The following is a 21774-nucleotide window of genomic DNA, read 5'->3' on the forward strand; positions in this document are numbered from 1 at the left end:
GAGGGTGTCAATGACGAACGATATCAGGCGTCTCTTCATAACTCCTCCCATGGTGGTCGCCCGCCTTGGCAGCAGTACCTCTGCCGTGGAGGCCTATGCCTGGGCGGATGTGGACGTGCCCCGATACGACGGCAAGACTACGCTCGTTCCTGAGTGGACGCTCGCGGTCGAACCTGACGGCAGTCTTAGACCTTACATGCCGACGGATATCAGTTTTCGCGACGGCGACCGCATCCGGCCAGTCGCTCCTTTCTTTGAGATTTGGTCGAGCACTGGCGCAGAGGGTTCGGCACCGGACACCTGGGTCGATGCACCGCTCTCGGAGAAAATGCTCGGCGACAACGGATTTCAGCTGGCGGACGTCGTTCTAAGTGTCTCGGCCGCCAACCGTAAGGCCGCGAGGCGCGCGGGAAATCCGGCGCTTGTGTTCGGAACCAATACTCCGATGGAACTGACGGGCGCCGATCACGGCAAGCACTTCATCGAAGGACGCTCGCCTCCGTCCACCCGGCCGATGATTCCCGAAAACAAAAGCATTCCATTGGGCCATGTGCAGTTTCTCAGGGCCACGGGGAATGCGGAAGGACACCCTTGGTTCGGCGACGTCGACTTAGAGACGCTGAGGTTCCGCTTTTGGCCCGCGACGGGCAAATTCTACGGTCCGCCGCAGGCCGCCGAGACCCGGCCCGAACTTGGCCGTGATCAGCCTGCGGTTCGCAAGGAGAATGCGTTCCTGGACGATCAAGCGGGTTGGTACGGTGCGTCTACGCTCCCGATCGTGGCTCCTCCTGACACTTACGACTCGATCGACTCGAACACCGGATCCACTGGACCGTCGCTGGGAGTCGTGGACGACACCTGCGAGGTTCACTTCGAAGTACGGCTTGCTGGAGAAGCCGGGGAAAACATTCGGCCGGGACGTGCGGCTGCATTCGTGGCGCCGCCGGATTTCGCGCCGGACCGCAGGCCCTTTCTTTCGGTCGCCGACGAGTTCAACGACCGCTCGGGAGATTGGAAACGACGAAACGACGATATCAACGGGGAGGAACTGGACGCCTGGATCGAGGATTTCTTCGAACGCGTCTACGAAACCGTCTCTCTTTTCAATCTGGACGACTACGTCCTCAGACGAGCGATCGAGATACCGACGGCGGATCTGAAGCCCGACGACCTGGACAAGGGAAATCGGCCGAGACCGGAGTTTGCGCTCGGGGGAAGAGACCCGTTGCGCAATCCGATCTTTTCCCTCCCCGGTTCCACGCAGCAGCTGCCCCTGCCGCTCACCAGTCACGCCAGAATGCGGCATCGTGACCTGGCCGACCTTCAAGGCCTGGAAAGGCTTGTCGGCTCGACGCCAAATCGCATTCTCGACTTGGTGAGACCTCCGTTTTTCATCGGACCGGACGAGAGCCGGGGCGCTTCGTCCATGCAGATGCCTCCCTTTATGCGGCAGTCGAATGCAGAGCCGCTGACCGTCGTAGGCTGGCAGCATGAGCTCTTGAAGAAATGGGTCGCCTATACGCGGACCAAGCCCAAGGGCGTTCCGGCGCCCGTCACGGAGATCTCGGAGAAATCAGCGCGTCGGAAGGAGGCAGTTCTGGCATCGCTTGAAGGCGGCAAGAAGAAGGGATCACCTAGATGAAGATGCATGCCCAGGCAATTTCCGGCGGCCCCGATTACATGCGGTTCCGGTCGTCGGTCGGAGACCACATCCTGGTGGTCCCTTACTCGCGCTTGTTCGACGTGCCTCCGGAGCTGTCCGCTTCCTGGGATCGCGATGCGGAAGGAATCGACGATGTCGTGTCCGCGATGGGGGAGACAACGCCCCTCGAAGAAGAATTGTCGACGATCCCTTTGCCCGAGCCGCAAAGCATATCCCTGAACGTCTCGTCCTCGTGCAATCTGTCATGCGGCTACTGTTATGCAGACCGAGGAGGGTTTTCGGGCAAGCAGACCTCCAGGATGGATGCGGAAACGGCATTCCGGGCGATCGACGGACTTTTTTCACGCGCCGTCCACGACGCCCCGGTCACCATCGGATTTCTGGGCGGCGAGCCGCTGATGAACCGGAAGCTCGTACGCGATGCAGTGCAATACGCTTCGTTCATCGGCGCGAGCCGTGGTCTGGATGTGCGCTTTTCGATTACCACTAACGGTACATTGGTGACGGACGAGGATGTGGCGATGTTCAGATCTCACAGGTTCGCCGTCACGGTCAGCGTCGACGGGGACCGCGAGCGCCACGACGCGCAACGGCCCGACACCCGCGGCCGTGGTTCCCACGAGATCCTGGAGCGGAAACTGGCGCCACTTCTCGACAAGCCGGGTCTGGCTCAAGTCGCTGCACGGATGTCGGTTCGCCGGAACGGAACCGATCTGCAGAGCCAGTTCGATTCGGTGTTGGGAATCGGCTTCAAGGAGGTCGGAATATCGCCGTTGCGAAAGACTGCGGACGACAGCGGTTTCGGAGATGCCGACTATGTGGCTTACCTGTCAGATCTCGCTGGCGTTGCTTCAGGCGAGGTGGTTAGAGCGAAGGCCGGAATGCCGATCAGACTGACCAATCTGGTGATCGCTTTGAGGCAGATCCACCGGGGTTGGGCTTCGCCCTTCTCCTGCGGCGCCGGAGGCGGGTATTTCTCTGTAGGTGCCGACGGCAAGTGGTATGCATGTCATCGCGCCATAGGCGACGACGAGTTCGAGCTGGGCGATTCGTCCGGCATCGACCGAGATCGTAGAGCCGGATTTCTTTCGGCGCGTCATGTCCATAATCAGACCGATTGTCGAAGCTGCTGGGCTCGATACCTCTGTTCCGGCGGATGCCATCAGGAAGCGAGCACGCGAACAGTCGCAAGCTGTGACTTCGTGCGCGATTGGCTGACCTTCTGTCTCAAGACGTACTGCGAACTGACCGCCGCTCCTTACACTCGTTTCGAGCCCGCCTCTATCGGCGTAGTGGAGATCTGAATGTCATTCGACGAAGGCAAACTGCTCCCAAGAAATGTCACCGCACATCGGCGGCTCTCGAATCCCGCTACGGGAAAGCATCGAATAGCCGGAAATCCCGCCTCGTCGCGGCTCGAGTCCGGCGTCGGCAACTGTTATCCCGGGCTCGAATGCGATGTGCGAAATCTGGAGCGACGCTTTGTCCCTTTCATGGAGATGGACGCAGTGGCGGTGGTACGCGAAATTCGCCTGGTGAGTGTTGATCTCGGCGCGGCACTCCAGGCGGCACGTGCGGGCGAGATAACGCGCGAGGATTTCGAAGTGTACCAGACACTTTCCGACGACCTGGGGGATGGCGCGGCTGCTGTTGTCAGCAGGCTGGAGGGATCATTCGGGGTACTGGGGGAGTTGGCGTTCGACCTTTCCCAGCTGAATGACAAGAGCAACGGACCGAACAGAAGGCCTCCCGACAGCTGGACCGCGGTCCGGATGCTGACCGAGGGAGCGCCTCTGAAGGTCTCGTTCACGCGGGGCGACGGAACGGGGGTTACGCTTAATACGAAGCGGGAAAGATACCTCGACGACGAAGGCGCGTTGTCATCGATATTCCTGCCGGGCGAGATGAGCCAGTCGCTCTGTAGCCCGTGGACGCACGATTTCCGGGATTGCGGCTGTCATTATTGGGCAAGCAATCATCCAGATATCGTCCAGCCCGTCTATCCCGCCGGAGGGTCTGGTGCGCAGGACCAGAAGTGGACCGTTTCCGTGCCTTGGCAAAGGGCGGATCGCGTGGTCCGCGACGAACCGCCCCCATCGGCGGGCCCGTTCAGGCCCGATGGCGCGCTCGACCATCACGAGATCAACCACCGTTGGGAGGAATTGCATTTTGTCATCAACACGCGCGAGACGACCTCGCCGTTCCGCCCAGGAGTCGTGCATGGAGCTCCGCTTCCGAATAGAGCCGTGCTACTCAGGCACCTGCGGTACGCCGCCGGCGTCGAACTTGCGGTGGCTCACGAGTATCTAGCGGCCGCGTTCTCGTTCAAGCCTGACGGCGATCCGTCGCTCGCCGGAGACGACGCTCTCGCAGACAGCATACGGGCTGCTCGAGCGGAGATCATGCGTATCGCGATCGGGGAGATGAGACATACGCGGGCCGTCAACGACGTCATCCGCGCCATCAGTCCGCCCGGGGCTTTCAAGCCTGCGCTACAGGTCGCCGATGCGCTGCCGCGTCCCGGGGGCGGTCACCGCCCGGTGGTCCCAAGAGTAGCGTCCCGGGCCGCGATAGACGACTTTATCGATATCGAAGCGCCTTCGGCCGGAGTGGACGGCTTATATATGGACATTCTCGCGACACTGGAAAATCCGCCTTCGGACATGCCGGAGGGCGTCGCGAAGGAATGGGCCGAAGCCGTCAGCTCAATAATCGCGGAAGGCGAAGACCACTTCCAGACTTTTCTCGATATCAGGGAATGGCTGGGCGCTTACCAGGAGGCCAAGTACCTCAGGGACCCCGCGGCCACGCAACCTGATGCTGCTCAGCCTGACCATGTCGCTCTGCAAGCCGCGTATCTCGGCGTGCTCGACGACCTCCACACGGGCTATACGAAAGGTCGCTTCCAGGGTGCTACGGAGATCAACGAAGCGCGCCGGGATATGGTCGGCGCAGGCCTCAGTTCGTTGGCATCGGCTGTCGCGGCGGGGGGCTTCATCGTGGTATTCAACGTCGTAGCGGATCCGCGGTTCGCACCGATCTCGCCTCCATGAGCGGGTGACATGGGCACAGCTCGCAAACTGCTTGTGTTGGGCGGCGGGCCGGTAGGCCTGATGGCCACTATCTGCGCTCGTCGGAACGGAATGGAGGCGGAGGTCCGCAGCTCCGTCTGGCCGTCGCAGGGGGATGCAGCGACGCTCGAAAGCGTTCCGTCGCAGACCATGGCGTTGCTTGTCGAAACCGGCGTCTTCCCACGCTCTGTAGGAGTGGACAAGGTATTTACCGAACAGATGCGCCAATGGAACCGGATCGGCCCTTCGCGGAAGATGACGACGGGGCGCGTTCACCTAAGCCGTCCGGAACTCGATATTGCGCTTCTCGAACTAGCAGAAAGTCTCGGGGTCGTACTCACGACGGAACGGGTCGATCGGAATACAGCGCTGGAACACGCAGAAGACGGAGAGACGGTCTTCGACGCCTCGGGGCGGAGCAGCGTCACCGCTTCGGCTGTCAGCAAGCCGCGCAGACCGATCGTGGGTCGCCAATGGCTCTTTGAGACAAACGAGGCGACGGTCGCCACTTTCGGGATCGGCGCGGGGAAAGGCGGATACTTCTACCGCATGGGCAATGCCCATCGGATCTGCCTAGGCGTCGTCGGCAACGGTGCGTTGATGCGCAGCGCCTGGCCGGAAGTTCGCGCCGAAGTGGCCGAGACCGCGGCATGGCTTGTCCACGACCTGCCTGCGGAGTTCGCTGAAATCGGGCGCTCCGGAGCCACGACGATGCAATGGTCGAACGGCCGTCGGGAACCGCTGCAGATCGGCGATGCCGTCATGGCACAGGACGCATTGTCGTCCCAGGGGCTTGCGGTCGGGCTGGTTGACGCGGTCCAGTCAGTGCTTGCCCATCTCGGCCGCCCGGCGACTGCTTTGCCCGCTGACCGCAGCCGAACGATTTCCAGCGGGCGTTCGCTCGTCGCGGAGATCGTAGCGATGTCATCCTTTGCGGGCGATCCGCTCTGGGTCGAATACCTCGAGTTCTTGGACGGCGACGAATGGAAGATCGGTAATCCGACGCGGACCGGTATGAGTACGGTCTACCCGGGATAAGGCCTTGGCCTGGCCAGCTAGTAGTCTCGGATTCGCGGTCGGTTGCGCCGCTGGGACGCGACGGGCCGGGAGCCCACGGCGATATCAGATAGGGGAGTAGGAAATGGCACCGGTTCACAAGGCGATAGTTTCCAACAATCTAGCCCTTCGGGCCAAATATGGCGCGGCAGGTGCCGCCGCCATCTACATCGCCTTGGGTCGAATGGTCGCTCATGACGCGACGCGGGGACTTACGACGCAAGTCTTTGATATAGACAACCTGGCCCACATGACGGCGGTGCATGGCAAACCGGTCATCGGTCCCAAAGACGAGCGGGGAGCGAAAGAGGCCGTCGATGCCATTCACGGATCTCTCGCGTGCGATTACATCATGCTTCTCGACGGTCCGGACATCATTCCACATATCGAACTCAATCCCATTTCCGGCATCATGGACCGCGACAGAACGATCCCGAGCGACCTGCCGTACGCGTCGCCCAGCCCTTTCAGCAAAGTCGCCGCCAACTTTCTGAACGTGACAAGGGTGGTCGGCCGACTTCCCGCATGTGTCGGCGAAATGAACCATTTGATCCTTGTCGGCCTGATCGACAAATGCATCGCTCACGCGCCTTTGCCCTCACAGACCTTCAGTCCTTTTTTCTCGATAAGTGCAGACATATGGCAGATATCCACCCAACTTAGCCTGAACGCCGTTTTCGGCAGCGCCGCTGGCCTGTACCTGTCCGGACCCAGCGGTCATAACCTTATCGATCCGTCGCTCGTCAGCAAAGCGCACTTCATCAACTGCCATGGAAACTCCGGCGACTTCCGTTTCTACGGCGAAGATGCTGCCGGCGCATTCAGCGATGCGATGGATTCCAGCAAGATACCCCCGGGCGCTATAAGCCCCGGCGCCGTCGCAGCCGCTGAATGCTGTTACGGCGCTCAACTCTACAATTATCTTCTTCTCGGAAGAGCGAAACCGATCTGCATGGATTACATGATGCAGGGGGCCGCTTCCTTTCTCGGTTCGACAAACGTGTCCTACGGGCCCGCTTCGTCGAACGGGCAGGCCGATCTGATTTGCCAGGTCTTTATCCAACGGGTGCTCGGCGGCGCGTCTTCGGGGCGAGCCCTGCTGCAGGCTCGCCAGAATTTCATCCTGACACAAGTGATGTCCATTGCCACCAATCTCAAGACGATCGCACAGTTCCTGCTGCTGGGTGATCCTTCGATATGCCCGGCGACAGCCGAAAAAGCACTGGTGGACGGGGGCGTGGCGGTTCCGAAAACGATGGCCATTCCGGCAGACGAAGCGAGCGAAAGGAAATCGCGCCGGATCGCGCTCGCCAGTCAGGGAGAGTCGATCGCTTCGGCCGCGACCCGCCCCGGAAGACGGTTGAGCGGTTCGTCGCCAGCGGTAGCCCGCTTCACGGAGATCGCGCGCGCACAAGGCATGTCCAATGTCGAGGTCTTCAGCGTCACCGGGGGGCCTGCCTTCCAGGCAGCAAAAGCGGCTATGAAAGGCGACCGTAGAGTCGTCGTGGCGACGAAGGAGACGGTTCACGATGTGAAAGACAAGTTGGACCGAAATTTCGTTACCTATCGCGTGCTCATCGGGCATATAATCGACGACGGCCTATTCAACGTCGAAGAATGCGAAAGCAGGTAGCGATATGAATTTCGAACGCGTGACGATCACTGGGAAAGTGACTTCGGAGCGTACCGATATCGGCTCGAAGAGCGAACGCGACGCCGTCGTTCTGGAGACCGACGAGGGTCAAAAGTTTGTGCTCCAGAGGCAAACCGGGCCTTCTTACGGAGACCACGCACTGGATAAGCTGGTGGGAGAAAAGATTACTACGAATGGCTTCGCCGATGGTGACACGCTTATCATGGAGGATTGGGAGGTGTCGCGTTAGGCCACGTGTCGTCCTAGCTCGAAGCTGGGCGCACTTACGAAGTCGGTCCCGCAATAAGCTTTCGCAGTTCTGCGATACCTGGCGCAAACGCGCAGACTGCGCCGGTGGCATGCACCCAATTGCTGTCAAGCAACGTTCGCACGTGACCTTGATCCGCAACTTTCTCACCAAAGCACGGCCCGGCGCTACACGCACGCCGACCAGAGGATCTATTCTCGGCGACCGCAGCGGAGCGAACGTGGCGTTGTCGTGTAGGAACGGATCGTCGCGCGGATTCACCTTGCGGATATGCGCGAAGTAAGAACAGGAATAGCCTTCTTGATCGCCCGGGCCAGGTCGTTGCTGGCGTAAAGTGGCAACTGGTATTGATGGGCTGCTGCAATTGGATCTACGATGGCGTGACCTTCAACCTCCTTCGCCACACAGGTGGCCGGGGATCGGGTGTGTTGCCTGGCCCCAACCATTAACCGTGAGGCCACTGCCAACAGCAGCTATCATCATCTTACATCAGACAATCGTCTCCTGAGCAGCGGGCGGCAGAGTTGTGAAGACGCAGTTGCCCTTTGCTCCTACTGTGCATAGAAGCCATTTGTGTTGGGGCAAATGTATGAAAATCTGAGTGCGGGGCGCGTGCGGTGGGATCAAAATTCGAAAAACTAAATAAATTGCGAGAGTCTCTGCTGGACGCAAATCACGATTTCCGCGCTACTACCCAATTGTTCAATAGCCTGGATGTCGCGAAAATTGATCGCGAAATGGCTCTCGCAGGTCGTGGAACGCAGCGGGGAGAGGCGAACCAACCTCCGAAGGCGGCCAAGACTTTCGACGATGTTGAGCACATGGTGATCGAGAGGGTCGAGGACGAAAAGAAGGCCGCACACCACACCCTCGAGGACAGCCTACAGCTTCTGTCCGGACGACTGGCTGGCCTCGACTTTGAAGAGCAGTTTGGTCTGATCCGTCAGGCGAACGCCGCCAGTGTTTCCGATTTCAAGGCCTCGATCGCGGTGGGCCTGGACGAACTTCACGGCCTGCGCAAATCGCTCAACGATGCGGAGAAGGAACACGACTGGTTCAAACAGAAGCACGGGCTTGTCCGCGCTGTGAGGGTTCAGCACGGCGCGGCCCATGTTTTCCGAGTCTCCCTGCTAATCTTCCTGTTCCTCATCGAAACGGCGATGAACGGAAACTTCCTTTCGAAAGGAAATGAACAGGGGTTCTTTGGCGGGCTCCTCGAAGCCGCCGCGTTCTCGTTTTTGAACATCGGCGCCGCTCTGCTTTTCGCAATATTCTGTGCACGCCTGGTGACCCACAGATCGTTTTTCGTCAAGCTGATCGGCGCGCTGTCGATAGTGGCCTATATCGGCTTGGCATTGACCATAAACTTGGCGCTTGCGCACTACCGCGAGGTTAGCGGGTCCTTTGTGGACGGAGCTGGCGTCGAGGTCGTGCGCAGCATGCTCGCCAATCCGGCTGGCCTTATGGACGTGAAATCCTGGCTTCTGTTCGGCATCGGTCTCATGTTTTCGATTTTTGCATTTATCGACGGCTGGTTCGTTCTCGACCCATACCCAGGCTATGCGGGTGTCGAAAACAGATTGGTCGCTCGCAGGGAAGACTACATCGAGCGCAAGAGCGAGCTCATCGAGGCTCTGCAAGAGGTGCGCGATGAGCACAACGAGAAGGTGGAGGACATCGTCAAGCGGCTGGGGAGCAGACGCAGGGAGCATCGGGCGATCATCGATCATCGGTCGAGGCTGCTGACGCTCTTTGTGCAGCATCAAGACCAGCTGGAGCGAGCCTGCAACCAGCTTCTCGCAAAGTACAGGGAGGCCAATATCCAGGCCCGCACAGAGCCAGCGCCAAAACATTTTGCCACGCCCTACAGACTCGAGCGCATAAAACCCCTGATATCGTCCGACGATGAATGGAGCGAGAAGGACCTAGGCGCCTCAATTCGTGACGCGCAGGAAGAACTCAACGCTCAGGTGCGGCTCATCGGGCTGGAATGCGAGCGGGGGATCGAACAGTACCGAGATCTCGACAAGCTTCATCCGGACAGCGTGAATGGCTAGGCGGGGCCGCAGAAGAAAGAATGGCAGTGGCGGCACCATTGTGGCAGCAGTTGGATTGGCCGTGCTGTCGGCTGCGATGCTGGCCGGTTTTGTTTGGATGTGGTCGAGATCCGGGAAGGACCAAATCGACGCCAGCACGAATTGCCCGTTGGGCGGTCCTGTAAGCCTGACGGCGGTCTTGATCGACGCCACCGACCCGATTTCGCCAATAACCATGGCCGATTTGAAGAATGAATTCCGTAAGACCATTGGGCGCGTCGAGCCCGGCGGCTATCTGAGGATATTGACGCTGGGCCCGACCCCCGGCGACCTGACTGTCATGTTTGATGGATGCAACCCGGGCGATGGCTCGACGGTCGACAGCTGGACGAACAATCCGTCCCGGCGGCAGAAGAAATGGGAAAATGCATTCGAGGACCCTCTGACGAAGCTTCCCGACCAGATTCCCAATGGAGAATCCGCTAGCCAATCTCCAATCATGGCCGGAATTCAGAAAATAAAACTGTCATTATTCGATAGCGGTTTGGCGAAAGAGAAGACCGCAAAGCGAATAATAGTCGTGTCGGATATGATTGAACATACGGCGCTGTACTCACAATATCGTTCGGGTCTCGATTATCAGAAGTACCTTGATAGTTCGGCTGACAGGACCTACGGGACATCGCTTGATGGCGTGGGGGTTACGATACTCTATGTCGATAGGGCGAAGAAGCCATTTGGCTCTTTCGAACATGCAGAGTTCTGGACCCGGTGGGTTCAAGGTCATCATGGCGAGTTTGAGAAGCTGGTAGGGTTGGAGGGGTTAAACTGATGGCCAAGAAGCGAGGGGAGTCCTTCTTGGGACATCCGAGCCTGCCCCTTGTCGTCTTTGCGACACTAACCCTGGGCGGCTGTGTGTTCATCGCAATAGCCAAGCTGTCGGGCGTAGACCCGATAATGGCGGCGAGCGCACCGGTATGCCTGATGCTCATCTATCTTGCCGCGTCCGTCTTCACCGGCAAGCTGCGGCTCCACGATGAGCAGACTGGCGACAATCTCTACTACATGGGTTTCCTGTTTACGTTGACGAGTCTCGGCGTATCGCTGTTTCAGTTTGGTTCCGAAGGATCCACCGACACAATCGTGAGGAACTTTGGTATCGCGGTGACGTCGACGATCACGGGCATTGCTCTGCGGATCTTTTACAATCAGATGCGCCGCGATCCTGCCGACATCGAACGGACGGCCAGGCACGAACTCGCGGATATGACGCGTCGTGTAAGAGCTGAGATGGAAAGTGTAACCAGGGAATTCGCTGACTTTCGCCGCGTCAGCAATCAGATGTTGGAGGAGGGTTTTGCCGAAATTGCCGTTCAAGCGGAGCGGAACGGAGAGCACATAAGATCGGCGCTGGATAAAATCGCGATGGAATCGATCAAACCGGTTCAGGAAGCCTCGGGAAAGCTCAGCACCGCTTTGAGCGACAATTTTGGGCAGATCGAAAGTCAGTTCTCGTCGATCGCACAGCGGGTCGAGGCGGCAGCCGATCTGCTCGACAAAGCCAACAGCTCAATGTCGTCTTCAGTTGGTAGACTGGGTGAACAGGCCGACAGCGTAGCCACCAAGTTGGAAAAGGTTGTCGTCCCTGATGAGGTCCTTAAGAACGATCTGGCGCCGATGGTAAAACTCCTTGGCAGCGCTGTCGCTCAGTATGCTGTCAAAACAGAGACGGCTTCGCAGGAACAGCAAGCCCGCATGGCTGGCATCGTCGATGCTGTGGCAAAAGTGGCGGCAGGTGTGGAAAGGGCTGTGGCAGCCGCGGAGCAAACAGCGGAGAGCGTCCAAGCGCAACAGCGCTTGACCCAGGCGCTTGCTGCAGTGGTGCAAAAGCAAAGCAAGGACACCGGAGACCTTGTCGCAACCCTGGCAGGAAGAACCCTTCACGCGCCGAAGCCTGCCCCCCCTCTCAACGCACCTATCGCGATAGAACAGCCGCGGACAGATATGGCCGCAAATGACACCGTCGAGAGCGCACCGATCAAGGTCGAGCCTGAGCCCCAACCAGACGCTTTCCAATCTCTGGGAAGCGAGCCTCCTGCAGAACGAACGGAACCGCCTAAGCGAACCAGTTGGTGGGGCAGGTGAGTGACGCTGGCGGGACTTCGGTCGCCTTCGAGCGCAAGGGTTACGGCCGCGGTTTGATACTGGGCCTAACCATGGCCGAGACAATGCTCCTTTTGGTGTTCTGCCTGCTGCTTGCTGCCGGTGCCATCATTGGCAAAAAGCAGAAGGAGACCGATGAGGCGGTGAGAGCAGCTCAATCAAGCAAGGAAAATGCGCAAAAGCTCGATGCTGAAAACAAGCGGCTTCTGGCTCAGATAAAAGCGGTGTTTCAGCCCGCGAGCGGACGAGCCCTTCCCGACGAAGAATGGCGCGAGCTGGTCCTGGCCAAGGATGCTGTTAAGTCGGTCAGGGAAGCAGGGATTTCCCTGGAGGAGGCCGTGCGAAATGCCCCTGTCGCGAAGGTCCTTGCGGACAACGACATAAGCGTTGATCAGGCCAAGGCCATGGTAGATGCGGCGAAGGTCTTGAAAGAATTTGGTTACATTGGCACCGACAAAGGGCTGCAGGATCTGACTGATGCGCTCAAGAAGGCTGCAAAGCCGGCGCAGGCAGCAAAACCTCACGATTGGCCGCCGATCATTAGTCTCAGCGAACTGGATGGCTATAATTTCGATACCGGAAGCGCAGAGCTCTCGGATCCGTTCAAAACAAAGTTGCGCGATCTTTCAAAGACAATCGCGGGCATTGCAACGTCGTACGGTGTCGACGTGATTGAGGTCATCGGACACACGGATGAGCAGGCAATGGCGGGCGAATTCTCCAACATGGACAAGGGGCTCCAACCGGTTTTGTCGGGCAAAGTGGAAATTGGCTCGCTCCATCCAGCAGACAATGCCGGCCTTGGGCTGGCGCGAGCGATTTCCGTGACGAGCATCCTCAGCGACATGCCCGAATTGAAGGGGTTCACGATTCTGCCGATGTCCGGCGGTCAGCTCATATTGCCCGGCGATCATCTCACTGACGGAGCGCAGATGGGCGATGTGAGGGCTCGAAGACGCATTGAGATTAGGGTGAGGCAGCGGTCCAAATTGGCGCCCGTTGGTGGCGCCAAGCCATGAATGGCGATGGAACACTGGCGCTTTAGCCGGTACGGCAGTTGAGTTGGGGGGATTGGCGCATGGGGTTTTACGTTCGAAAATCGATCAGTGCGGGACCATTCCGCTTTAACTTCTCGTCCGGCGGGGTAGGCGCTTCCGTCGGCGTGAAGGGCCTCCGCATCGGCACTGGGCCACGAGGCCACTATATCCACGCGGGCGTCGGTGGTCTCTATTATCGAGGCACCTTAGGCAAGGCCGGCGCGAAGAAGGTAGCCCAGCTCTCTCAAAACCCGCCTGCACCGCAACCCCGTCCACAATCCTCGCCCCCGGAATACGTCTCTGACGGCGTCGTGATGAGAGAAATCGAGTCCCGCGATGTGGTGGAGATGCGGGACGAGACATTTGCCAGTGTGCTCGATGAAATCAATGCGCGGCAATCGCAGACGCGGCTGTCGGTAGCGCTCGCGGTTCTGTTCGGGATAGGAGGCTTCCTCGTGGGAACCAAGATCGGAGGTGCCGCACCGGTTCTGGGCATAGGTGCCTTTGTGCCGGGTATGCTTCTTGGCAAATGGTTTGACAGCTACAGCCGGGTGAGCGTCCTCTACTATGATCTGGAGCAAGACGCGGAGGCTGCCTACGGGCGACTTGTCACCGCCTTCGATACCCTCACTCGCTGCGCAGGAAAATGGCATGTCGCTGCTGGTGGCAAAATAGAGGACCTGACGGCTTGGAAGCGCAACGCCGGCGCGACGATGCTGGTCGACAAAAAGTCGACGACGCTCGAGAGCACATTGCCGAAGGTTGTTCGCAGCAACGTGACGCCACCTTCGCTCCATGTCGGCCGGCAAATCCTTTACTTCATGCCTGACCTAGTCCTGGTGAAGGACGGAAACCGATACGGCGCCGTTGGATATGGAGATCTTCGGACGCAATTTGCTCCGACCAATTTTATCGAGACCGGCAAAGTTCCATCTGATGCTGAGATCGTGAGCTACACCTGGGCTCATCCCAACAAAAACGGCGGGCCCGACAAACGCTTCAAGGATAATCGGCAGATCCCTGTCTGCCTCTACGAAGCCTTGCGGCTTTCTAGCTCGTCCGGACTTAACGAGCTGGTGGAATTTTCCAAGACAAACGTCAGTCAGCCATTTTGCCAGGCTCTATCGGCGCTCGCGCAATTGCATCGAAGCTCCGGCCGCCAATCCATATCGCTAAATGCGCATTCAAGGGAGTGATGGTCGGCGATGGCTCAAAGCACGGCAGGTCAGCAAACGCCTTCGCACGGGATCCCATCGCTATCTCGATCCAGCTTGCTCCCCCATGAGCAGTTGTCGAGATACCAACGCGCTTCTTCGCAGGATGAAATCTGCGTGCAAAAGCGGCGAGGTTGGCATGAGTAGCTCTGTGCTACTTGGCGACGGCTGATAAGTCCAAGTGGGCTTTTGGTTGGGTTCGAAGCTTCGGCATGCTTTTCGCGCCAATCCCAAGGGTTGTCGAAAGTCCCAATCCAGATTCCAACCTTAGCAGTTTCAGCATTAGCTTGCTGTTGCGCATAGGCGCCGTGGCTATAGCGGGGCCAGTCCAAGGCTCGGCCATGTTCGACCATCCAGGACGCGACGCTGACACCGTCCGCGCGCCGGCAATCACCGACGAAGCGACGGTACCGATCCCATGAAACAAATGTGCAGTGGACAGGCCGCGAAGCCGCAAGGAAATTCGCCAGTGCTTCGGCGGCCTGGCGCCCGCAGGGGTATTGATGTCCGCTTGCGTCATTGCAGTATTGGCGGCTTTCGGGTGCATCGATGCCGTTGAAGCGGATACGCTGCCCGTGGATCTCTATCGTGTCTCCATCAACCACCGATGCTATGCCGACGATCGGCGCCGGTGTCGACCCGGTCGAGTTTGCTATATCGAGACCATCTAACTGGTCGCCCGGGCCCGTAAAATAGTGCGCGACGTAAGCAGCCAAGGCTACCACGATCATCAGGATCAGGCGCAACGGCACCCTTGAAAAGAAACGTCTGCGAACGGTTGTTCCCTTGCCGCGTCTGGGTCGCGCGCTGCGACGATGAGAATAGCGATCGCTATTCAATTTCTGATCCTTTGTGAAACGCTGGCCGCATGATTTCTAACGTGCCTTTCCCCTCTTTGCGGGCGCTTTCTTCGGCGCCGCCGCTTTGCGACCGAGGCCCATCGACTTTGCTAACTTAGAGCGAGTCGCCGAATAGTTAGGCGCCACCATGGGGTAATCTTTTGGCAGGTCCCATTTTTGACGATAGGCATCGGGTGTCAGGCCAAAATGTGTGCTCAGATGTCTCTTAAGTGACCTGAATCTTTTGCCGTCTTCGAGGCAGATGATGTAGTCCGGCGTGACCGAGCGCTTGGGGTTGGCTGCAGGAACCTGGGTCGGCTTTTCCGGTTCAACTGGCTGACCGATGCGCGTCAAGGATGAATTTATGCTCGCAATGAGGTCGGGCAGGGCAGAGACAGGCACTGGATTTTTGCTTACGTAGGCCGCAACGATGTCGGCGGTAAGCTCGATCAGTGTGCCGGGGGTATTTTGGATTTCGTCAGCCAATTCATAGCTCCGTAATTTGTCAATATAACACCCCTCTATTACTTATCCGTCGAAAAAACCAGCCGCCTCCAACGAATGAAAGCCCTCCGCATTCAGTGCATCGTCTTCATGGACTACCTGAAGCACTTAAGACGCTAAGGACGCCAGTGGTAGCCACCCTTTTCTTGAACCCGGTTGACGACAGGAAGCGTGCCGCGACCAAGGGCAATCAATCCATGCAACACGCGGTGGCGAGGTTCGCCCAATGTTTGAGAGGCGCTTTCTCTGTATGACCGAGAAAGCGGCTTGAGCGTAGCCGATGGATGGATTTAGAGTTGGAGAGAGCAAGGATCGCAGCTATGACATTTTCGAAAGATCCGCCCAAGGGTAAGCCAAAGGGCGGTGTTGCTGACGGGAAAGGTAAGGGATCGGACCGAGCCCCAACTGCAGGGGCCGTGCGATACCGCAACGGATTCTCCATGTCGGACAAAGACATGATCGACGCAGCTATCTATGGCAGCAGGGAGAGAGAACCCTCGTCAGATAGTGATTAACTAGGTGGTCTGGGCCAGAGCATAATAACTTTTCGCCCATATCGAATGTCACAATACTAAACGTTTTACCGCGTTGACCGCAGTCGTTTGAAGTTGAAAACGGCTGTTTTTTCTTGCGCGACCTCTTACGCAGGCTCTAAGTGGTCCGCCTTGTAAGGGGTGTAAGTGTTGGACGTTAAACAGTCAGTCTTCCAAAGCGATCTCCCTCTAAAGGAGAAGCTCGAGCGCGCCAGGATGGAGTTGCTCGATCTTTCCGCCCGAAATCGACTTTTGAATGTGCCGCGGTTTTCCAAGAGCGCGAAGACGATCGACATCGTCGACGAGAAGTCGTCCGAAATCTATCGATTGCTGGTGACCGAAGGAAAAGCTTTTACCTTCCTGGCCGGCAAGCCCGATAGGCCGAAAGCAGGCCACGACGGAAGCAGCCCCACAGACGAGGAAATCGACTATTCCCCCGTCGCTCTCGCTCAGCCTGAGGACGAGGAAGTCGACAATAGAGGGGTATCCGCGCGACACTCAGACACCAAGCTGCAGACGCGGATGACCCCAACTGGGCTGCAGCGGCGGCTCCTTGATCTCTACCATGATGCCCGCACACTCGAGGAAGAGCAGGGCGTCAATATCCTCTTTCTGGCCCTTGGAATGCTGAAGTGGATTGACCCGAACAACAAAGAAAACATCCGTCAGGCTCCGCTCATTTTGGTGCCGGTTCGGCTTGAGCGAGGGGCCGCTGGAGAAAAATTCCGGCTGCGAGCTCGGCCGGAAGATCTTACCGCAAACCTCTCCTTGGAACTCTATCTCGACCGTATACACAAGCTCGCTCTGCCGCGTTTTGAGGTGGGAGACGACTTCGATGTCTCGGCCTATCTCGATGCCGTTGCCGATGCCGTGGCGACCAAAGAGGGTTGGGAGGTGCTTGCCGACGATATGGTGCTCGGCTTCTTCTCGTTTGCGAAGTTCTTGATGTACCGTGACTTGGATCCGGATCTCTGGCCGGATGGCACAAAGATTATCGAACAACCCAAGATCCGCTCGCTTCTTTCAGACGGTTTCGAAACACGCGATCCGCTGATGTCGGACGACATTGCGATTGATCCGCATATCGCGCCCGCCGAAATGTTGCATATCGTCGACAGTGACAGTTCTCAGACACTGGCGATCCATGACGTCAGGAAAGGTCGCGACCTCGTTATCCAGGGTCCGCCCGGGACAGGAAAATCGCAAACAATCGCAAACATTATCGGGTCGGCCATTGCCGACGGAAAGACCGTGCTTTTCGTGGCCGAAAAAATGGCCGCACTCGAGGTCGTGAAGCGACGGCTTGACACGGCTGGGGTGGGGGACGCCTGCCTCGAGCTCCATAGCAACAAGGCGAACAAGCGCATGATGCTGGAGGAGTTGCGGCGCACCTGGCAACTCGGCTCGCCTCGGGGACAGCTTCCTTCTTCGCTGACTGAGCGCTTGCTGGAGGCTCGCGATAAACTCAATGCACATGCTGCACGAATGCATGTTGCGTTTGGAACGTCCGAACTCACTCCGTACCAGGTTCTTGGCCAGCTAACCCGACTAAGGCAGAGTGGACAAAAACCAGTTGATATTGAACTTGAGGATGCCACCACTTGGACGAACGACGGTGTTTCGCAACGTCGAAAGCTGCTCGATGAGGTCTCTCAGCGGATCAACGAGATCGGCTTGCCGATCCACCACCCATGGCGGGGAGTTGGCCTGGATGTCGTTCTTCCAACGACCATTGAGAGGCTCGTCGCACGCATTGCGTCGTTGCTGGATCAAGCCAAGGCTCTGCACGCCAAATTGGTCGATATTGCTGAGCGGATCGAGGCCGAGCCCCCGCAAGTTCTCAGCGACAGCGGCGAGATAGAAGATCGCGCGGAACTTCTCGCTTCCGCACCTGGGCTTCCTGCTGAGGCGCTAGTCTCGCCGGTGTGGGATGAACGTCCAAAAGACATTTCATCGCTTCTGTGGACAGGAACGGATTTCGCGCGCAAGTCTGAGGAACTGTCGGAGCAGTTGGCGACGACTGCTGTCGACACGCCAATGGAAGGTCTCGAGACAGAGCTTGCAAAGCTTCCCTCGGAATTTCCGAAAGATGGTTTCCATCGTGCGCGACAGCTGACCGTGCTGCTCCCACGCTTGACGGAAGAAGCTGAGCGCCTGAATCAGGAACTCGGATCGGCGATATTACCAGACACGCTTGCGGGACTTCTCAGGCTAGTGGTCACCGGCGAGAGAGTTGCGGCAGCCCCCGATGCAAGCCCTGAGGCATTCGCAGCCACAGTTTGGGACTCCGGGCTTGAACAGGCAGGCGACCTTGCCGACAGCGTAGCGACGCTTGAGGCTGCCAAAGCCGACCTTCAGGGCAAGGTTGTTGACGCCGCGTGGAGCACCGAGGTGGCCGCGGCACGGCAAGCGCTCGCCACACACACCGGGATATTAAAAGCTTTGAACGGCGACTACCGTCGCGCCACTGCACTTGTGCGGACTATTGTGGTCGACCGTAGTGCGCCTGCGACGCAGATAGTGGGTCTCCTCGACCTTTTGATGAAGGGCCAGGCGGCCGCAGTAAGAGTCCGCGAAGGCGACTCCTTTGGCCGCTCCGCCTTCGGGGCAGATTGGCGTGGGGAGCGATCGGCTTCCGCGCCACTGCTGGCGCTAGTGGAGTGGATGCGCACTTTACGAGGGCTAGGCTCGGAACCTCGGATTATCGCCGGCCGGATGGCGGAACGCTCCGAGGCCGGTGCGCGTGCAGCGCGAGTTCGCAAGGTTATCGAAATCGGTCGGCCGATTATCGAAGGTTTCTGGAACGATCTCGGCCATCTCGCGTCATCCATGCTAGGTGATGTGGCTTCCGCTGAGCGGGCCTCACTGCAACTGATGGAAGCGAAGGCGAGCACGGTAGCTCAAGCCGATGATGCGTCACGACAGGTTCTGACTGACGTTCCGGATCTGATCACTGAGCGGGTGGAGCTACTGCGCCGACTAGGCAGACTACAAGCGCTTGCTCAAGAGATCGATGCCGGGGAAAGCCTTGGTAGGTTCGCATTCGGCTCGTCGTGGTTCGGTCGAGGATCGGATTGGGCCGCTCTCACGCAAGCCGAGCTTTGGCTGAGAGAAAATGGCTCAATCCGACATTTGGCTGCGCGGTTACCTGAAAGAAAAGAGATCGCAAACTCGGCTCGTTCAGCACGGGAAGCGACCCAGGCGGCAGCGCAGGAATTGAAGGCGCTTTCAAGCGATTTGAAGGCCGATGCTCCCTCGTTGTTTGGAGTAGACGATTTTCCAGACATCGCGATAGGTGAGGTCGTTTCTCGACTACAGGGTTGGCTCGATCATCAGGAGCAGCTCTCGAAATGGGTTGCCTATGAAGAGCGATCCGAAACAGCTCGCAAGGCTGGAGTGGGACAGTTGATAGACGGTCTAGCCAACGGCCAGATTACAACAGGATCGGCACGATCAGTTTTTGACATGGCCTACTACGAACGAATGTTTCTGGCGATGGCGACCGATGAGCCGGAGCTGGCAAGGTTCGACGGGGAACTGCATTCCAGGGCTGTACGTGACTTCGCAGATCTGGACCGCCAGCGCATCAAGGCCGGCGCCATCGAAGTGGTGACGGCCCATCACCGGAAAATTCCTTCAAGAGACGGCGGAGCTGGACCTGTCGGACTGCTTCGTTCTGAGATGGCGCGCAGACGAGGCCACATGCCCATTCGGCAATTGATGCAGAAGGCAGGGCCCGCCATTCAGGCACTCAAGCCAGTGTTCATGATGAGCCCGCTTTCGGTGGCGCAATTCCTGTCGCCCGGCCGGATGTCCTTCGATCTGCTCGTGATGGACGAGGCATCTCAGATCCAGCCTGTGGACGCGCTTGGCTCGATCGCCAGGGCCAATCAGGTGGTCGTCGTTGGCGACGAACGCCAACTGCCACCCACGACATTCTTCGCGAAGATGACAGGCTCGCAGTCTGACGATGACGAGGGCGAGGGCGCGCAGGTCGCCGACATTGAAAGCATCCTTGGACTGTTCACGGCCCGCGGCTTGCCGCAGCGTATGCTCCGCTGGCACTACCGTAGCCGTCACCAATCTCTAATCGCCGTATCGAACAGCCAGTTCTACGAGAACCGGCTTTTCATCGTTCCAAGCCCCTATACCCAAGAGGCGGGCATGGGGTTGCGGTTTCATCATGTGCCGGAGGGGGTCTTCGATTCCGGCGGAACAGGAACCAATCCGGTAGAGGCGAGAGCAGTAGCCGAAGCAATCATCCGTCATGCGAAGGTGAACCCGCAAGAGACTCTAGGCGTTGCAACATTTTCGGTTAGCCAACGCCGCGCGATCCAGGATGAACTCGAAGCGCTGCGGCGATTAAATCCCGATACGGAGGAGTTCTTCCACGCTCATCCCAGCGAGCCATTCTTCGTCAAGAACCTCGAGAATGTTCAAGGCGATGAGCGCGACGTGATCATGATCTCAGTGGGGTATGCCAAGAATGCGCAGGGATACATGGCCATGCGTTTCGGCCCTCTTGGTGCGGAAGGCGGCGAGCGTCGGCTCAACGTACTCATAAGCCGCGCCAAGCGCAGCTGTGAGGTATTTGCGTCCATCACAGACGAGGACATCGACCTGGAGCGTGGCAAAGGGAAAGGCATCTTCGCCTTCAAGCTCTTCTTGCACTACGCGAGAACAGGGCGAATTTCGCTTGCCCAAGCCACGGTTCGCGAAATGGATTCAATCTTTGAAGAACAGGTAGCCAAGGCACTGATCGAAAAGGGTTATCAGGTTCATGCTCAGGTGGGCATTGCCGGCTTCTTCATTGACCTCGCGGTTGCGGATCCAGAGAGGCCGGGCCGCTATATACTCGGCATTGAATGCGATGGCGCAGAATATCATTCATCTCGCTCGGCCAGGGATCGTGACCGGCTTCGGCAGTCTGTTCTGGAAGACCATGGTTGGATCATTCATCGCATCTGGAGCGCTGACTGGTTCCAACGACCTCGTGAACAGCTAGAGCGAACGATCTTAGCGATAGAGGCTGCGAGAAAAGAACTCGATGAGCGAGCCGAATTGGGGGTTCAGAGAAATCGTGCTGTTGCTGTGCAGGTTGTTACGGTCGACCGAGGGAACGTCACGGAAATCGGTCTCGAAAGCACAAACGGAACCGAGACACCCAATCGAGCCTACGAGGAGACTCAACTAAGGCGACCGGGACTGTTCGAACTCCACGAGACGCCCAGCGGAATCATGGCCGGACTGGTCGAGCAGGTCGTGGCTACCGAAACACCGATCCATCTCGACGAAATAGTTTCGCGTATTCGGGACGCCTGGGGTCTGCAGCGGGCCGGTGGCAGGATTCAGGATGCAATCGAGCGAGGGGTAAGCATGGCACAGAGAGGTGGTGCAGTAGCCCGTCGAGGCAACTTCTGCTTCAAGCCAGGTGCTCCTGTTCGTCTCAGGGATCGCAGTGGGGTTTTCTCCGCTGGATTGCGCAAGCCCGAAATGATTGCGCAGGACGAAGTCGCCCAAGGCGCCATGGAAGTCGTGAAATCCAACCTCGGTGCGACAGAAGAAGAGATCGCCACAGGCGTTGCGAGGATGCTGGGCTTCAAAGCCACAAGCGCACAATTGAGGCAGTTGATTTCAGCTGGGGTCGCCGATTTGGTTGCCAGGGGATTGTTACGGTCCCAAGACGGCTTGTTGGTGGCCGGCGAATCCGCGAGCGAGAAACTAGCTGAAGTGTAACGGGGCGCTGCAGCGCCCTCG

General features: G+C 58.3%; 14 protein-coding genes. 12 read left to right on the forward strand and 2 right to left on the reverse strand.

Features of this window, described 5'->3' with window-relative positions:
• The first annotated feature begins 10 nt into the window (after positions 1-10).
• From NKI37_RS16080 to NKI37_RS16130, 11 genes are all read left to right on the forward strand, one after another.
• Positions 11-1642 carry a hypothetical protein gene (locus tag NKI37_RS16080; protein ID WP_023692681.1) on the forward strand — a complete coding sequence of 544 codons (1632 nt, stop codon included), beginning with the start codon at positions 11-13 and terminating at the stop codon, positions 1640-1642.
• Positions 1639-2967 carry a radical SAM/SPASM domain-containing protein gene (locus tag NKI37_RS16085; RefSeq protein ID WP_352789195.1) on the forward strand — a complete coding sequence of 443 codons (1329 nt, stop codon included), beginning with the start codon at positions 1639-1641 and terminating at the stop codon, positions 2965-2967. The genes NKI37_RS16080 and NKI37_RS16085 overlap by 4 nt, the downstream gene beginning before the upstream one ends.
• A complete protein-coding gene (locus NKI37_RS16090) occupies positions 2968-4716 on the forward strand; it encodes a ferritin-like domain-containing protein (protein ID WP_155927448.1) in 1749 nt (582 codons plus the stop codon).
• A gap of 9 nt (positions 4717-4725) precedes the next feature.
• Positions 4726-5772 (forward strand): FAD-dependent monooxygenase family protein, encoded by a 1047-nt coding sequence (locus NKI37_RS16095; protein WP_352789192.1) that lies wholly within the window; start codon positions 4726-4728, stop codon positions 5770-5772.
• Positions 5773-5875: 103 nt separating this feature from the next.
• On the forward strand, positions 5876-7423 hold the full coding sequence (locus tag NKI37_RS16100) for a hypothetical protein (RefSeq protein ID WP_352789190.1): 1548 nt from the start codon (positions 5876-5878) through the stop codon (positions 7421-7423).
• A gap of 4 nt (positions 7424-7427) precedes the next feature.
• Positions 7428-7673, forward strand: coding sequence for a hypothetical protein (locus NKI37_RS16105; protein WP_023692686.1), 246 nt, complete (start codon positions 7428-7430; stop codon positions 7671-7673).
• A gap of 635 nt (positions 7674-8308) precedes the next feature.
• Positions 8309-9748: a hypothetical protein gene (locus NKI37_RS16110; RefSeq protein WP_023692687.1), complete on the forward strand. Its 1440-nt coding sequence runs from the start codon at positions 8309-8311 to the stop codon at positions 9746-9748.
• The gene (locus NKI37_RS16115; protein ID WP_023692688.1) at positions 9741-10559 is read left to right on the forward strand and encodes a hypothetical protein; all 819 of its coding nucleotides are present in this window, start codon (positions 9741-9743) and stop codon (positions 10557-10559) included. The genes NKI37_RS16110 and NKI37_RS16115 overlap by 8 nt, the downstream gene beginning before the upstream one ends.
• A complete protein-coding gene (locus NKI37_RS16120) occupies positions 10559-11872 on the forward strand; it encodes a methyl-accepting chemotaxis protein (RefSeq protein WP_023692689.1) in 1314 nt (437 codons plus the stop codon). Before NKI37_RS16115 ends, NKI37_RS16120 begins: the two co-directional genes overlap by 1 nt.
• Complete coding sequence (locus NKI37_RS16125; protein ID WP_352789185.1) at positions 11869-12909, forward strand: hypothetical protein; 1041 nt, start codon at positions 11869-11871, stop codon at positions 12907-12909. The genes NKI37_RS16120 and NKI37_RS16125 overlap by 4 nt, the downstream gene beginning before the upstream one ends.
• 59 nt (positions 12910-12968) lie before the next feature.
• Positions 12969-14123, forward strand: coding sequence for a DUF4236 domain-containing protein (locus NKI37_RS16130; RefSeq protein WP_352789183.1), 1155 nt, complete (start codon positions 12969-12971; stop codon positions 14121-14123).
• 29 nt (positions 14124-14152) lie between these two features.
• Here the strand turns inward: NKI37_RS16130 and NKI37_RS16135 are convergent, their stop codons facing one another.
• Positions 14153-14980 (reverse strand): thermonuclease family protein, encoded by an 828-nt coding sequence (locus NKI37_RS16135; RefSeq protein ID WP_196814152.1) that lies wholly within the window; start codon positions 14978-14980, stop codon positions 14153-14155.
• Between the two features lie 36 nt (positions 14981-15016).
• Complete coding sequence (locus NKI37_RS16140; RefSeq protein ID WP_031210551.1) at positions 15017-15466, reverse strand: Ros/MucR family transcriptional regulator; 450 nt, start codon at positions 15464-15466, stop codon at positions 15017-15019.
• 698 nt (positions 15467-16164) lie between these two features.
• Between NKI37_RS16140 and NKI37_RS16145 the strand changes: the two genes are divergently transcribed.
• The gene (locus tag NKI37_RS16145; RefSeq protein WP_352789179.1) at positions 16165-21753 is read left to right on the forward strand and encodes a DUF3320 domain-containing protein; all 5589 of its coding nucleotides are present in this window, start codon (positions 16165-16167) and stop codon (positions 21751-21753) included.
• Positions 21754-21774: the final 21 nt, after the last annotated feature.

The organism is Mesorhizobium sp. M0626 (assembly GCF_040320665.1).
GTDB lineage: Bacteria > Pseudomonadota > Alphaproteobacteria > Rhizobiales > Rhizobiaceae > Mesorhizobium.

Bases quoted from the DNA above. Each gene is read 5' to 3' on its own strand.
- NKI37_RS16090 (WP_155927448.1), top strand. From the start codon at position 2,968: ATGTCATTCGACGAAGGCAAACTGCTCCCAAGAAATGTCACCGCACAT.
- NKI37_RS16105 (WP_023692686.1), top strand. From the start codon at position 7,428: ATGAATTTCGAACGCGTGACGATCACTGGGAAAGTGACTTCGGAGCGT.
- NKI37_RS16100 (WP_352789190.1), top strand. From the start codon at position 5,876: ATGGCACCGGTTCACAAGGCGATAGTTTCCAACAATCTAGCCCTTCGG.
- NKI37_RS16095 (WP_352789192.1), top strand. From the start codon at position 4,726: ATGGGCACAGCTCGCAAACTGCTTGTGTTGGGCGGCGGGCCGGTAGGC.
- NKI37_RS16085 (WP_352789195.1), top strand. From the start codon at position 1,639: ATGAAGATGCATGCCCAGGCAATTTCCGGCGGCCCCGATTACATGCGG.
- NKI37_RS16115 (WP_023692688.1), top strand. From the start codon at position 9,741: ATGGCTAGGCGGGGCCGCAGAAGAAAGAATGGCAGTGGCGGCACCATT.
- NKI37_RS16080 (WP_023692681.1), top strand. From the start codon at position 11: ATGACGAACGATATCAGGCGTCTCTTCATAACTCCTCCCATGGTGGTC.
- NKI37_RS16130 (WP_352789183.1), top strand. From the start codon at position 12,969: ATGGGGTTTTACGTTCGAAAATCGATCAGTGCGGGACCATTCCGCTTT.
- NKI37_RS16120 (WP_023692689.1), top strand. From the start codon at position 10,559: ATGGCCAAGAAGCGAGGGGAGTCCTTCTTGGGACATCCGAGCCTGCCC.